We start from the raw sequence: 14,174 nt of genomic DNA on the forward strand, positions 1-14,174 counted from the left end.
TCAGGCCTCCGCCGGGGCCTTGCGCGGACCGCCCTTGCGCAGCGGCAGCTCCGGCAGGAGCAGCGTGACGAGCAGGGCCGCCAGCGTGACGAAGATGGCGAAGCGGTACACGGCCCTCGTCGCGCGGGTGAAGGACTCCTTCAGCGCGCGCTCCACGCGGTCCACGGTGGACAGCGCGCGGGCCTCGTCCGCGTCCACGCGGGCGCGGGCCTCGGGCCCTTCCGCCAGGGCCTGCCGCCGCTCCTCGGCGAAGCCCTCCCGCAGCTTCGCCTTCACCTGCTCCGGCTGGAACGGCTGCCCCTGCGGCGCGCCCTCTCCTCCGCCCGGGCCCGCGGGCGCGGACGCGTGCAGCTCCCGTTGCACGTCCGGAGGCAGCCCGCGCGTGGCCTGCTGCGTGCGCGCGAGCATCTCCCGGCCCAGCGTGCCCGCGAACACCGTGCCCAGCAGCGCCACGCCCACCGTCATGCCCAACTGCCGGAAGAACGTCGTCGCGGACGTGGCCACGCCGATGCGCTGGGGCGGCACGGAGTTCTGCACGGCCACGGTGTAGAGCGGGATGGACGGGCCCAGGCCCAGGCCCACCAGCACCATCTTCACCGTGACCTCGGCCTGGCTGGAGTCCGGTGTCAGCGTGAAGGCCATCACCGCGAAGCCGCCCATGAGGAACAGGAGCGCGCCCACCATCAGCGCCTTGTAGCGGCCCATCCGGGACACCCACTGCCCGGACAGCACGTTGCCCGCCACCACGCCCAGCGTCAGCGGCGTCAGCGTCAGCCCGGAGTGCGTCGCGGACAGCCCCACCACGTTCACCATGAACAGCGGCAGGAAGGTGACGGACGCCAGGAACACCGCGCCAATGATGAACACCGCCGCGTTGCCCGCGGTGAACGCGCGCACGCGGAACAGCGACGGCTCCAGCAGCGGCTCCTTCGCGCGGCGCTCCCGCCACACGAACAGCCCCAGCCCCACCGCGGACAGCGCGAACAGTCCAATGATGGGCGCGGAGCCCCACGCGAACCCGCCCGCCCGGGGCGCCGCCGCGCCGTGCCCCAGGCTGAGCGCGAGCAGCAGCGGCACCACGCCCACCGCCAGCGCCACCGCCCCCCACACGTCCAGCTTCCCGCCGTGCACGCCCTCCGGCTTGAGCGGCGGCATGCGCAGGAGGATGAGCGCCAGCGCGAGCGCGCCCACCGGCAGGTTGATGAAGAACACCCAGTGCCAGCCCAGCGAGTCGGTGATGAAGCCGCCGGCCAGCGGGCCAATGACGCTGGACAGGCCGAACACCGCGCCGAACAGGCCCTGGTACTTGCCCCGCTCGCGCGGCGGGAACAGGTCCGCCACCACCGCCAGCGCACCGGTGAAGAGCGCCGCGCTGCCCAGCCCCTGCACCGCGCGGCACAGGATGAGCGTGAGCGTGGAGCGGGACGCGCCGCACAGGAAGCTGCCGGTGAGGAACACGGCGATGCCCGCCACCAGCACCGCGCGGCGGCCCAGCAGGTCGGACAGCTTGCCCCACACGGGCACCATCATCGTGGACGCCACCAGGTACGCGGTGGTGAGCCACGGGTAGTGCTCCGGCGCGATGTGCAGGTCCGCCTGGATGGTGGGCCCCGCCGTGGCCACGATGGTCTGATCCAACGCCGCCAGCAGCAGCCCCAGCAGCGCGCCCGCCAGCGTGAAGGCCTTCTGGGAACGGCTGAACCGCTCGGACGCCGGTGCGGCGCGGGGGTCCGGGGCGGTGTCGGCGGCGGTGTCGGCCATGGCTCGGGCACGCGGCGCGTGCGTTCGCGCGAATCTGGGGACGGCGGCGGGGGCTGGCCACGTCCGCCTGCCCGGCTGCTCTCCGTCCGGAAGGCAGCGCGCCGTCGGGCAGCCATCGGATGTACCGTTCATCCGGCAAGGGCCTTTCGGGGAACGGGGCGCGCGGACCTATCCTGCGCGCCCCTTCATGCCGGACGTCGAACGCACCGGGGACGCGTCCTGCCCAGGAGTGAACATGCGGATCCGTGGAGCGCTCGCCTGCGCCGTGATGATGTTCCTGACGGCGGGCTGCAAGGACGACCCGAAGCCCCAGCCCGACGCGGGGGTCCCGGACGCGGGCCCCCAGGACGACGCGGGCACCTCCGGGCCCACCCTCTCCGAGACGCCACGCTGGGAAGTGGAGGGCGATGGCCTGGACCCGAAGGAGTGCTTCGGCCGGGGCGTGGCGCTGGGCGACCTCAACGGCGATGACCGCCAGGACCTGGTGGTGATTTCACCGCCGTGCACCAGCGGCCCCACCAACCCGGGCCGCGTGATGGTGTACCCCGGAGACGCGCCCTACTTCTCCAAGACGCCCGTCACCTCCAGGCTGTCGTGGGTGCACCCCAGCCCGCGCACGTCCGGCTACCAGATGACGGTGGGCACGGGCGACGTGGACGGGGACGCCTACACGGACGTGGTGGTGAAGAGCTACTACGGCGTCAGCGTCTTCCAGGGCGGGCCGGACCTGTCCCAGGTGTTCGCGCAGCCGGTGTTCCGCGTGCCGGACACCACGACCACGCGCTTCGGCAGCGCGCGGCTGCTGGACATGGATGGCGACGGGCTGGACGACCTCGTCGTCTCCACCTTCAACGGCAGCACCACCCTCTACCGGGCGACACCGGGGGGAGCGGAAGGCCCCTTCACCAACGTGCGCGTGCTGTCCGGCTACGCGCAGCCCGCGGGGGACACGGACGGGGACGGCGCCCAGGACCTGCTCATCACCCTGTTCGACGCGGAGAACAGCCAGGGGCTCTTCCTGGGCTGCAAGGCGGACAGCACGCGCGTCTGTGATGGACCGCTCACCACGCAGCCGGTGTGGAGGGGCACGGCGGAGAGCGTGAGAGGGATTCCGGACCTGAGCGGGGATGGCCGCCCGGAGCTGCTCGCGGCGCTCCGGGGCAGCGTGCGCGTGCACCTGTCCGACGCCGCCGTCCAGGGCTACTCCGCCACGCCCGTGTGGACGCTGATGGACGACCCGGCCTTCCCCAGCGTGGCCGCGCAGAGCCTCGCCGTGGGCGCCATGGCGGAGGGGAGCAGGGGCCAGGACTTCGTGCTCACCTCGCTGGGGCGCGTGTACCTCTTCCGCCCCACGCAGGACGTGTCCGGTCCGCTGGAGCCGGTGTGGTCGTGGCCGCGCGCCAACCGCCTCCTGCCCCAGACGATGCTGGGCTTCACCCTGCCCGGCGTGGCGCGCCCCGGCGACCTGGATGGGGACGGCTACGACGACCTGGTGGTGGGGCTCTCGCAGGAGAACGACGGCACGCGCGCCCCGGGCCGGGTGCGGGTGTACGGCGGCGGCGCGGTGCCGGACTCGCCGGAGCCGGCGCCCGCGCTGATGCCCATGAAGACGTGCGGCCTCCAGGTGGATCCGGTCAACGGCAAGCCGGACCTCACGGTGGACCGGGACGTCATCGCGCGCACGCTCTACATCGAGCGGCGCTCCTTCGCGGCGGACGCGTGCGAGGTGCGTGAGGGCTGCGTGCCCGCGGGCGGGGAGCGGCGCCTGCTGCGCTTCACCACCTCCATCATGAACATGGGCACCGCGCCCGCGGTGGTGCCCTCACCGGAGGAGCGGCCGGACCTCTTCGTCTACGACGAGTGCCACCAGCACCACCACCTGGTGGACTTCGCCGGCTACGACCTGAAGGACGCCTCCGGCACCTCCCTGTCCGTGGGGCGCAAGCAGGGCTTCTACATGGTGGACTTCACGCAGTACTGCGCGGACGGCACGCCGTTCGCCTGGTACGACCCGGGCACGGGCATCTCGCCGGGCTGGTCGGACGTCTACACGGCGGACACCACCTGCCAGTGGCTGGACGTCACGGACACCCCGGACGGCGAATACACCGTGCGCGTGGGCGTGGACGAGAACCACATCCTCGACGAGGCCGACGTGCTCCCCAACGAGGCCACCGTCAGGGTGCGCCTGGAGGGGGACACCGTGACCGTGCTGCCCTGACGTCAACGGGCGGACCGCGCGCATCGTTTCTCCGCGAAGGGGCTCCTGGAGACAGGGCCGGTGGAAGGCCCGCCAGCCCATTCCCGGGGGAGCGACACGATGTGGATGCGATTCGCGCGGTCCTGCGCGGTGGTGGGACTCGTGGCCCTGACGGGCTGCAAGGACGACGGCCCGAAGCCCCAGCCGGACGCGGGCCCGGGGGATGACGGCGGCACCTCCGCCGGTCCCACCCTCTCCGAGTCGCCGCGCTGGCAGGTGACCGGCGACGGCCTGAACCCCCGCGAGTGCTTCGGCCGCACCGTGGCGCTGGGCGACGTCAACGGCGACGGGCGCAAGGACCTGCTGGTGACGTCCGCGCCCTGCTCCAGCCTCCAGACGGAGCCCGGCCGCGTGATGGTGTACGCGGGCGAGGCGCGCGACTTCTCGAAGACGCCCGTCACCACGACGCTGACGTGGGTGCACCCCAGCCCCCGCGCCTCCAGCTCCAAGATGACGGTGAGCACGGGCGACATCGACGGGGACGCGTACGCGGACGTGCTCGTCGCCACCGGCTTCGGCGTCAGCGTCTTCCGGGGCGGGCCGGACCTGTCCCAGGTGCTGACGCAGCCGGTGTTCCGCGCGCCGGACTCCGCCACCCTGCGCTTCACCTCCGCGCGGCTGCTGGACCTGGACGGGGACGGCAAGGACGAACTCGCCGTCTCCACGCTCGACGGAAGCCTCACCGTGTACCGGGCGACGCCGGGAGCACCGCAGGGCGCCTTCACCGCCGTGCGCACGCTGACCGGCGTCCCCAACCCCGCGGGCGACGCCGACGGGGACGGGGTCCAGGACCTGGCCGTGACCCACGACGACTTCACGGTGGAGCTCTTCCTGGGCTGCAAGGCGGGCAGCCCCCATGTCTGTGAAGGGCCGCTCACGGTCCAGCCCGTGTGGACGGGCCAGGCCGAGCTGTTCGCCGCGCTGCCCGACCTGAACGGCGACGGCCGCTCGGAGGCGCTGCTGCTGGTGGACGGCAGCCAGCGCCTGCACCTGTCCGACGCCGCGGGCCCGGGCTACGCGCCGCGGGCCACCTGGCAGCCCATGGACGACGCGGCCTTCCCGCTCTTCGGACAGGCCTTCATCACCTTCAGCAAGACCGTCGTCCCCGTGGGCTCCATGGTGGAGGGCGGCACCGGCCGCGACTTCGCCATCGGCGCCGTCGGCCGCGTGTACCTCTTCCGCCCCACCGCGAACGTGTCCGGCCCGCTGGAGCCGGCGTGGGCGTGGCCGCGCGCCAACCGGCTCGACCCCCGCACGTCGCTCGGCACCGACTACCTGGGCATGGCCTCCGCGGGCGACCTGGACGGGGACGGGTACGACGACCTGGTGGTGGGCGTGTCCCGGGCACTCGGCGGCACGCCCGCGGGAGGCGGCGGCGACTCCACCCTGGGCCGGGTGATGGTGTTCGGCGGTGGCGCGGTGCCGGACTCGCCGGAGCCCGCGCCCGCGCTGGCGCCCACGCGGACGTGCGGCCTCCAGGTGGACCCCGTCAACGGCAAGCCGGACCTGACGGTGGACCGGGACGTCCTCGCGCGCACGCTCTACATCGACCGGCGCTCCTTCACGGCGGACGCGTGCGAGGTGCGCGAGGGCTGCGTGCCCGCGGGCGGCGAGCGGCGCCTGCTGCGCTTCTCCACCTCCATCATGAACATGGGCTCGGGCCCGCTGGTGGTGCCTTCACCGGAGGAGCGGCCGGAGCTCTACGTCTACGACGAGTGCCACCAGCACCACCACCTGACGGACTTCGCCGGCTACGACCTGAAGGACGCGGCGGGCAACGTCACGTCGGTGGGGCGCAAGCAGGGCTTCTTCATGCTCGACTTCACCCAGTACTGCGCGGACGGGGAGCCGTACAGTTGGTACGACCCGCGGCAGGGCATCACGCCCGGCTGGTCGGACGTCTACAGCGCGAACCTGCCCTGCCAGTGGCTGGACGTCACCGACGCCCCGGACGGCGAGTACACCGTGCGCGTGGGCGTGGACGAAAACCACATCGTGGACGAGGCCGACGTGCTCCCCAACGAGGTCACCGTCAAGGTGCGCCTGACGGGGGACTCGGTGACCGTGCTGCCCTGAAACGGGAAAATCCCGCCGCGGGAGGCCGTCCGGTGAAGGCCGCGTGCAATGGGCGGCCCTCCTGGGCGTAGAGTGCCTGACGCGGCCCGTCCGCCGGGGACCCTCCCGGTGTGCGCCAGGCCGCGCGGCTTCCAGCGTGAAGGGGTGGTTTCGTGAACTTCCGGGTCGACGTGTGGGAGGGCGCGCGCATCGCGCTGACCTCGCTGCGCTCCAACCGGCTGCGGACGGTGCTCACCACGGTGGGCATCGGCGTGGGCGTGTGCACCCTGCTGGCCATCGTCGGCATCATCCAGGGGCTGAACAGCTCGTTCGCGGACCAGCTCAGCAAGATCGGCTCCAACACGCTGCAGGTGTCCAAGTTCCCCTGGGTGATGAACGGGGACTGGTGGGCGTACCGCAACCGCAAGAAGCTCTCGCTGGACCTGGTGGAGCCCATGCGCGCCGCCTCCGAGCACGTGCTCGCGGTGGCCCCCATGATGTTCGTCAACGCGGAGGTGGCCTTCCAGAACCGGAAGCTCGCCTCCGTGCAGACCATGGGCACCAGCCCCGACTATGCGATGACGTCCTCCGTGGAGATGGGGCAGGGGCGCTTCCTCACGCAGGCGGACGTGGACAACCGCTCCGCCGTCGCGGTGATTGGCGCGGAGGTGGGCAAGGTGCTCTTCCCGGGCATCAACCCGGTGGGCCACCGCATCCTCGTGGACCGCCGCCCCTACCGCGTCGCGGGCGTCATCGTGGAGCGCGGCACGCTGCTGGGGCAGAACGTGGACCTGGTGGTGATGCTGCCGTACACCGCGTTCCAGGGGCACTTCGGCACCCAGCGCGACGTGACCCTGGTGCTCGCGGTGGACCAGCAGGAGAACGTCCCCCGCGTGCAGGACCGGCTCACGGAGACGCTGCGCCGCGAGCGCAACACCAAGCCCGGCGCGCCGGACGACTTCGCCATCAACCGGCCGGACCAACTGGCCAACATGTACGCGCAGCTCACCGGCGCGCTCTACGGCGCGGCCACCGGCGTCGGGCTCATCACGCTCTTGGTGGGCGGCATCGGCATCATGAACATCATGCTGGTGTCCGTGCGCGAGCGGACCCGTGAGATTGGCGTGCGGCGGGCGCTGGGCGCGCGCAAGCACACCATCATCCTCCAGTTCCTCATGGAGGCCGCCAGCGTGTCCGCGGTGGGCGGCGCCATGGGCACCGCGGTGGGCATGGGGCTCGCGTGGCTGGTGAACTACCTCACGCCCCTGGCGGCGGCGGTGCAGCCCATGACGGTGGTGCTGGGCGTGGGCTTCTCCGCGGTGGTGGGCCTGCTGTTCGGCATCTGGCCGGCGGCGCGCGCCGCGAACCTGGACCCCGTGGAAGCGCTCCGCCACGACTAGGCGAGCGCGGGAGACCTGACCATGTGGATGGCTTTCTGGGACACGGTGCGGCTGGCGTTCGGCACGTTCCGTTCCAACCCCCTGCGCTCCTTCCTCACGCTCCTGGGCATCGTCATCGGCGTCACCACCGTGGTGTCCATGATGGCCCTCATCGAGGGCCTGAGGAACCAGGTGAACGACCAGATGTCGGAGCTGGGCAGCGACTGCTTCCAGGTGCAGCGGCTGCCCTTCGGCCAGGGCGAGCTGTCCGTCGCGGAGCTCGCGCGCCGGCCGCGCTTCACCTACGCGGACCTGGACGCCATCCGCACGCAGCCCTCCATCTCGCAGGCCGCCGGCGAGGACTCCAAGGGCGGCCAGAAGGCCTCCACCGCCGACCGCGAGTCGCGCCCCAACGTGAACGTCTGGGCGGGCACGGCGGAGTACTTCAACACCAACTCGGTGAGCCTCGCGACGGGGCGGCCCTTCACGGACGCGGAGTTCGTGGACGGCCGGCGCGTGGCGGTGATTGGCCAGGACCTGGCGGACACGCTGTGGCCCGGGCTGGATCCGCTGAACCGCGAGTTCCGCCTCCTGGGCCGCACCTTCCAGGTGGTGGGCACGCTCAAGCGCCGGGGCGGGTTCCTGGGCGGCGGCAGCCAGGACAACCAGGCCATGATCCCGCTGTCCACCTTCGCGTCCATGTTCGGCGTGCGCGACTTCCGCATCAGCATCCAGGCGAAGTCCCCGGAGGTGCTCCAGCGGGCCCAGGACGAGGTGACGCTGCTCATGCGCCGCCGCCACGGGCTCAAGCCGGACGAACCGGACGACTTCTTCCTCTACAACAATGCGTCCGCCACGCAGATGTTCAACAACCTCTCCGCGGCGGTGTCCGCGGCCAGCTTCGGCGTGTGCATCCTGTCGCTGCTGGTGGGCGGCATCGGCATCCTGAACATCATGCTGGTCGCCGTGACGGAGCGGACGCGGGAGATTGGCATCCGCAAGGCGCTGGGGGCCAAGCGCTACCGCATCCTCGCGCAGTTCGCGCTGGAGGCGGTGGTGCTGTCGCTGGTGGGCGGCGCGGTGGGCGTGGCGCTGGGCGTGGGCCTGGCGCACCTGGCGCGCTGGATGATCAACCTGCCCACGGAGGTCCCCATGTGGTCCGTCGTGGTGTCGCTGGTGATGAGCTGCGGCGTGGGCCTGGGGTTCGGCATCTACCCGGCGGCGCGCGCGGCGAAGCTGGACCCCGTGGAGGCGATGCGCACGGAGTAGCACGCGCGCCGCTTCGCGCATGAAGAAGGCCCCGACCCGGCATGAAGCGGGTGGGGCCTTTTTTCATCACGGTCGTGGCCTGCCTGGGACTACGGGCAGGGGTACGAACAGGTGATCTGCCCGGTGATGGGGTTCTTGAAACACGTGGGCGTGCAGTCCTGCGCATCGGCGGAGGACGGCGTGGCGGCGATGCCCAGGCCCATCACGGTGGCGGCGGCGGCGAGGACGAAGGCGATGCGACGGACGTTCTTGCGAGCCTGCATGGTGTCGTCTCCCTGCTGTGGTGTTGGCGCTGCACGGAGCACTCTAGGGACCGGGGCTGACAACGCCACTGGTGAGATTGCAGTCACGCGTGCACGCGCGGAGGGCGGGGTGCCGAGGCGCCGCACGCGGGAAGAAAATTGAAACTCCGATGCGGCGAAACAACGCGTCAACGCCTGGGAGTAGGGGTGCGACTCCACTGATAGCCCACCGTCGCGCCGCTGCCGATGAGCGAGAACGCGAGGTAGCTGCGCAGGAACTCCAGCCGTTCGCTGGAGCCGGCCAGGTGGCGCAGGCCTTCATGCGCGGCGAGCCCCAGCAGCATTCCCACGGTCGCGCCGCCGAGCGCGCCCAGGTACGCGCGGCCGCGATCCACGCTGTCACCGAACGCGATTTCACCCATGCCCCAGGTGCCGAGCGCGGCGACGGGCGGAGTGACGACCATGGCGGCGCCGAACGCGCCCACCTCCAGTTCCATCCACCGTCCTTGCGGATAGGAGGGATGCACGAAGAGGAAGCGTCCCGGGAGCGACGCGAGCAAGGTGCCCGCGGCGGCCTCGGCGGCGGTGGCGCCCAGGCGGGTGTCACCGCCCACGCGGGTCGCGGCCCAGACGGAGCCCAGGGGCAGCAGCGTGACCCCGCCATGAGCGGCCCAGGTGCCAGCGGACAAAGGGGCCTCCGTGTAGGGCTCGCCGTGCGGAATGAAGGGCCGCAGCGGGCGCGGCGCCAAGGCAGGAGGCGGAGGATCCGCGTCCAGCAACGGCGCATCCAGGACAGTGGGCCTCAGCGGAGGCGGAGCAGGCTCCGGCGCGGAGGACTCAGGAGGCTCCGAGGGCGAAGCGGAGGACGCGGGCGCGTCCGCGCGAGGTGCGGATGGAACCTCTCCGTCGGGAGGAACCTCTCGCGGTCCCATCGGGGTGGCCACGGCCGATGCCCCCAGCAGGACCCATGACAGGAGCGCCCCGCGCGTTGCCGCCATCCCCCGTCGCCCCATGCCGTGTCCGCGCTCCCGGTGTGTTCGCCGTGAGCCCCAGCAGTGCGCATGCGGCGCATCCAGCACCACCGGCCTTGGGTGTCACGGGGCCCAACCGTCGGCGGGTGGACGGTGTCCATGTCCATCCACGCGCTTCCGCCACTCGGAGACACACGGCGGATGCGGAAGGGCGGGGGCTGCCCTAGCTTCCGTGCCGTGCGGCTGGTCTGGCCCATCCTGCTCACCCTGCTCGCCGCGGGGTGCACCTACCCGAACCACCGACAGGACCTGCTCCTGCGCGCGTTGCCGGAGGACCCGGCATCGAGGGAACTCGCCATCGAGCAGACGATGGGCGTCCCGATGGAGCCCGGCAACGGCGTGGAGCTGGTGCAGAACGGCCAGGTCTTCGACGTCATCGAGGAGGAGATCCGCGCCGCGCGCTCCAGCATCCACATCGCCAGCTACATCTGGCGTCCGGGCATCCCGTCGGACCGGCTCCTCATCGCGCTGCGAGAGCGGGCCCCGGGCGTGCAGTGCCGGATCATCGTGGATCCGCTGGGCAGCGTGAACTTCGAGGTCGTGGCCCCGGTGCTCGCGGACGCCGGCTGTGACGTGCGCATCTACCGTCCCTACCAGGGCGCGGTGACGTCCCTGGACGCGGTGCGGATCCGCGCGCGCATGCACCGCAAGATGGTCATCCGCGACGGCGAGGTCGCGCTGACCGGCGGCTTCGGCATCTGGCGCAGTTGGCTGGGCAACGGCGACGCGGCGGAGACCTGGCGCGACACCAACATCCGCGTGCGAGGCCCCGTCGTGCGAGGCATGCAGCTCGCTTTCGCGCAGAACTGGCAGGAATCCGGCGGCCCCTTCCTGCCCCCGGAGTCCTTCCCGGAGCTCGCGCCCGCGGGCAACGCGAGGGCCCTCTTCGTGGCCAGCACCGGGCATCGCTTCCTGTCGGAAGCCACGAAGATGTGGCTGCTGTCCATCGCGTCCGCGAAGCACCGGCTGTGGATCGCCAACTCGTACTTCATCCCGTCGGAGGCCATCAGCGACATGCTCATCCTCAAGGCGCGCGAGGGTGTGGACGTGCGAGTGCTGGTGCCGGGCCGCTACCACGACGTGAAGCCCGTGCTCAACGCGCAGCGGGCGTCCTACGCACGGCTCCTGGAGGCCGGCGTGCGCATCTACGAGTATGAAATCTCGATGATGCACTCCAAGACGCTGGTCGCGGACGACACGCTGAGCGTCGTGGGCTCCACCAACCTGGATCCGCTGGCGCTCAGCCACACCGACGAGGCCTCGGTGATGGTGGAGGACCCGGTGCTGGCGGAGGAGCTGGCGAAGTCCTTCGAGGTGGACCTCACGCACTCGGCGGAGGTCCACTGGCAGGGCTGGAAGCGGCGGGGCCTGCTTCAGCGGCTGGGAGAGCAGTTGCCGTGGCTCATCGGCGACTTCCTATGAGCTGACGCGTGCGGCGCGAACGGACCCGCAGCCGGGCGCCCGCGGACATGCGGGGCAGGGGACCCGCTTCCAGGAGCCACGGCGGCGCCACGTCGCGCAGCGCGGCCAGGTACGCGGGAGAGCGCATGGGCGGGCACACCAGCACCGCCTTCACGAACTCCTCGGGTGGCGCGTAGCCGTGCGCATCCACGGAGTGCACCATCATCGACGGGGCGATGTAGAGCCGGTCATCCGCGGGGACGAAGAGGTTGCTGGTGCCCAGCTTCACGCGAGGGCCCTCTTCCAGCTCGAAGGTGCGGGGCCCCTCCGTGAACCGGCACAGGCCGCAGGCGTGCCACCCGAGCGAACGCCGGGGCTGCCACGGGTCCTCCAGCAGCTCCATCAGCCGCATCACGAAGCGCCGTGACACATGGCCGCGCGGATACGGGTGCAGGTGGTCGATCCACCCGACCGCGAGCACGGGCCTACCGCCCTCGCCGGGGTCGGAACACGGGGTGAGGTCTTCGAACCAGGCCATGAGGCCGGAAAGCGTCTCACCGGGCTCGGCGTGGGGGCAAGCCAGCGCCCGGCTCCTGTGCGGCTGCCTGACAGGCTGCCAGGCGCGCGGTGCGGGAAGGCAGGCAGGGCCGGGTCGCGTTGGTCTCTTCATGCCTTCGATTCGACCGTTCCGAGCCGCCGCCCTGTTGTCGCTGACCGTGGCCCTGCCGGTGTACGCGGCCGGGCCCGCCGTATGGGGCGAGGGGATGATGGTGAAGGTGCGGCCGGGGACCGCCGCCCGGAGCGCCACCGAGGTGCGGCTCACCGCCGCGCGCAACGAGTTCGTCTCCTTCCAGGTCGCGCTGCACGGCGGCGACGCGGGGCTGAAGGGCGTGCGCGCGAAGCTGCCCGCGCTGGAGGGTCCGGGCTCCACGGCGCTGACGGGACCGGACGTGACGCTGTACCGGCAGGCGCTGGTCACCACGAAGCAGGCGTCGGTGGCGGGAGAGCCGGTGGGGGCGTGGCCGGACGGGCTGGTGCCGGACACGGATGAAATCGCCGGTGAGACGCGAAGGGCCTTCCCCTTCGACGTGCCGGCGAAGGAGGCGCGGGCCCTCTGGGTGGACGTGCACGTGCCGGAGGACGCGCCGCCCGGGGACTACGCGGGCACGGTGACGGTGGAAGCGGACGGAGGCTTCCAGCGGCAGGTGACGGCGAGGCTGACGGTGGTGGACGCGGTGTTGCCGAGCACGTCCTCGCTGTCGTCCGCGTTCCTGCTCTGGCCGCCGCACGTGTGCCGCGCGCACACGGGCCGCGAGGATTGCACGCCGGAGGAATTGCAGCCGCTGCTCACGCGCTACCAGCGCATGGCATTGGAGCACCGCTTCACGCTCTCCAGCCTCTTCCCGCGCAAGCCATGGCCGCCGGAGTGGAGCCGCTTCGACGCGACGTGGGGGCCGTACCTGGAGGGCACCGCGCCCAACCGGCTGCAAGGCGCGAGGATGACGAGCCTGGAGTACGTGGGACCGCTCGACGCGGCGAACCTGAAGGACTTCACGGCGCACATGAAGCAGAAGGGCTGGCTGGACCGGGCCTACGTGCAGTTGGGGGACGAGCCGCCCTACGGCACGTCCTTCGAGCAGGTGCACGTGACAGGAGACCTGGTGCGCCAGGCGGCGCCCGGGCTGCGCACCCTCCTGACGACGAACTCGCGCGAGCTGAAGGCCCACGGCCTGGAGCACGCAGTGGACACGGCGGTGCCGCTGGTGAACCACCTGGACGGCACGGACGCGAACTTCCGGGGCGACCAGCGGGGGACGTACACGCACTTCCTGGAGCGTCCGGGAGCAGCGTTGTGGATGTATCAGAGCTGCATGAGCCACGGCTGTGCGTATGGGACCAACGCGCCGGAGAACAAGCCGGGCGCGGGCTGGCCGTCGTACATGCTGGACCGGTCCGCGGCGAAGGCGCGCGCGATGGAGTGGGTGACGTTCCTGCAGGGGGCGACGGGCGAACTCTACTACCAGACGGTGGGCATGCTCTCCACGGCGTGGAAGGACCAGTACCGCTTCAACGGCAACGGGGACGGGACGCTCTTCTACCCGGGCACGCCGGAGGCTATTGGCGGGAAGACGGACGTGCCGGTGGCATCGCTGAGGCTCAAGCTCATCCGTCAGGGCATGCAGGACTACGAGTGGCTCAAGGCGGTGGCTGACGCGGGAGACCCGGGCTTCGCGCGCAAGGTGGCCCGGGACCTGATCCCAGCCGCGTCGCGAGTAACCGACGACGGAGCCGCCTTCGACGCGGCAAGGCTGAAGCTCATCCAGCGTTACGAGGAGCTGACCGCGACCCAGACGCCGGACGCGGGAACGCAGCAGCCCCCGGCGGATGGAGGCAAGGAGCCCATGCCGGAAGAAGCCGCGGGAGGCCCCTCGAAGGGAACACCTGGCTCCACTTCAGACGTGACGCTGGACGCGCTCGATGACGCCCAGGCAGGAGGCTGCACCACGGGTGGAGGCGGAACGGCGGCGGTCGCGGGAGGCCTGGTGTTCGCGGCCTGGGCGCTCGGCGGGATGCGTCGTCGTCACGCTCGCGTAACGGTGCCCGCCCGCAGGAGGTAGGCGCGGAGAGGGCAGGCGAAGCGCGCCTGCCGCAACGCGCCAGGACCGTGCTCCCCCTGCCGGAGGCACAACGCGCGAACTTGTCCGACAGGAGGTCTGCGCGGAATAGCGAGGCCAGTTGGCCGGCTGCCAAGCGACAAGGGGGACAGGAGCTTCGA

The 14,174-nt window shown here is 71.6% G+C and carries 10 protein-coding genes; 6 read left to right on the forward strand and 4 right to left on the reverse strand.

The window, feature by feature from the left end:
• Window positions 1-1,761 carry an MDR family MFS transporter gene (locus K8556_RS36430; protein WP_223744734.1) on the reverse strand — a complete coding sequence of 587 codons (1,761 nt, stop codon included), beginning with the start codon at window positions 1,759-1,761 and terminating at the stop codon, window positions 1-3.
• A gap of 235 nt (window positions 1,762-1,996) precedes the next feature.
• Between K8556_RS36430 and K8556_RS36435 the strand changes: the two genes are divergently transcribed.
• From K8556_RS36435 to K8556_RS36450, 4 genes are all read left to right on the forward strand, one after another.
• On the forward strand, window positions 1,997-3,982 hold the full coding sequence (locus K8556_RS36435) for a lysyl oxidase family protein (RefSeq protein ID WP_223744735.1): 1,986 nt from the start codon (window positions 1,997-1,999) through the stop codon (window positions 3,980-3,982).
• Window positions 3,983-4,087: 105 nt separating this feature from the next.
• A complete protein-coding gene (locus K8556_RS36440) occupies window positions 4,088-6,097 on the forward strand; it encodes a lysyl oxidase family protein (RefSeq protein WP_223744736.1) in 2,010 nt (669 codons plus the stop codon).
• Window positions 6,098-6,249: 152 nt separating this feature from the next.
• A complete protein-coding gene (locus K8556_RS36445) occupies window positions 6,250-7,476 on the forward strand; it encodes an ABC transporter permease (RefSeq protein ID WP_223744737.1) in 1,227 nt (408 codons plus the stop codon).
• A gap of 21 nt (window positions 7,477-7,497) precedes the next feature.
• Window positions 7,498-8,724: an ABC transporter permease gene (locus tag K8556_RS36450; RefSeq protein ID WP_370640025.1), complete on the forward strand. Its 1,227-nt coding sequence runs from the start codon at window positions 7,498-7,500 to the stop codon at window positions 8,722-8,724.
• 89 nt (window positions 8,725-8,813) lie between these two features.
• On the opposite strand, the gene K8556_RS36455 is transcribed toward K8556_RS36450, so the two are convergent.
• Both K8556_RS36455 and K8556_RS36460 read right to left on the reverse strand, forming a co-directional pair.
• Entirely contained in the window at window positions 8,814-8,987 is a 174-nt protein-coding gene (locus K8556_RS36455; RefSeq protein WP_223744738.1) for a hypothetical protein, read from the reverse strand.
• A 167-nt stretch (window positions 8,988-9,154) separates the two neighbouring features.
• The gene (locus K8556_RS36460; protein ID WP_223744739.1) at window positions 9,155-9,715 is read right to left on the reverse strand and encodes a hypothetical protein; all 561 of its coding nucleotides are present in this window, start codon (window positions 9,713-9,715) and stop codon (window positions 9,155-9,157) included.
• A gap of 459 nt (window positions 9,716-10,174) precedes the next feature.
• Here K8556_RS36460 and K8556_RS36465 point away from each other — a divergent pair, with 459 nt between their 5' ends.
• Window positions 10,175-11,419 (forward strand): phospholipase D-like domain-containing protein, encoded by a 1,245-nt coding sequence (locus K8556_RS36465; protein ID WP_223744740.1) that lies wholly within the window; start codon window positions 10,175-10,177, stop codon window positions 11,417-11,419.
• Here the strand turns inward: K8556_RS36465 and K8556_RS36470 are convergent.
• Window positions 11,400-11,936, reverse strand: coding sequence for a hypothetical protein (locus K8556_RS36470; RefSeq protein WP_223744741.1), 537 nt, complete (start codon window positions 11,934-11,936; stop codon window positions 11,400-11,402). The genes K8556_RS36465 and K8556_RS36470 overlap by 20 nt on opposite strands.
• A gap of 130 nt (window positions 11,937-12,066) precedes the next feature.
• Here K8556_RS36470 and K8556_RS36475 point away from each other — a divergent pair, with 130 nt between their 5' ends.
• Window positions 12,067-14,016, forward strand: a complete 1,950-nt coding sequence (locus K8556_RS36475) for a glycoside hydrolase domain-containing protein (RefSeq protein ID WP_223744742.1) — start codon at window positions 12,067-12,069, stop codon at window positions 14,014-14,016.
• The last annotated feature ends 158 nt before the right edge of the window (window positions 14,017-14,174 follow it).

The sequence above is a fragment of the Corallococcus sp. AS-1-12 genome, assembly GCF_020036995.1.
GTDB lineage: Bacteria > Myxococcota > Myxococcia > Myxococcales > Myxococcaceae > Corallococcus.

Bases quoted from the DNA above. Each gene is read 5' to 3' on its own strand.
- K8556_RS36455 (WP_223744738.1), bottom strand. From the start codon at position 8,987: ATGCAGGCTCGCAAGAACGTCCGTCGCATCGCCTTCGTCCTCGCCGCC.
- K8556_RS36435 (WP_223744735.1), top strand. From the start codon at position 1,997: ATGCGGATCCGTGGAGCGCTCGCCTGCGCCGTGATGATGTTCCTGACG.
- K8556_RS36430 (WP_223744734.1), bottom strand. From the start codon at position 1,761: ATGGCCGACACCGCCGCCGACACCGCCCCGGACCCCCGCGCCGCACCG.
- K8556_RS36475 (WP_223744742.1), top strand. From the start codon at position 12,067: ATGCCTTCGATTCGACCGTTCCGAGCCGCCGCCCTGTTGTCGCTGACC.
- K8556_RS36470 (WP_223744741.1), bottom strand. From the start codon at position 11,936: ATGGCCTGGTTCGAAGACCTCACCCCGTGTTCCGACCCCGGCGAGGGC.
- K8556_RS36440 (WP_223744736.1), top strand. From the start codon at position 4,088: ATGCGATTCGCGCGGTCCTGCGCGGTGGTGGGACTCGTGGCCCTGACG.
- K8556_RS36450 (WP_370640025.1), top strand. From the start codon at position 7,498: ATGTGGATGGCTTTCTGGGACACGGTGCGGCTGGCGTTCGGCACGTTC.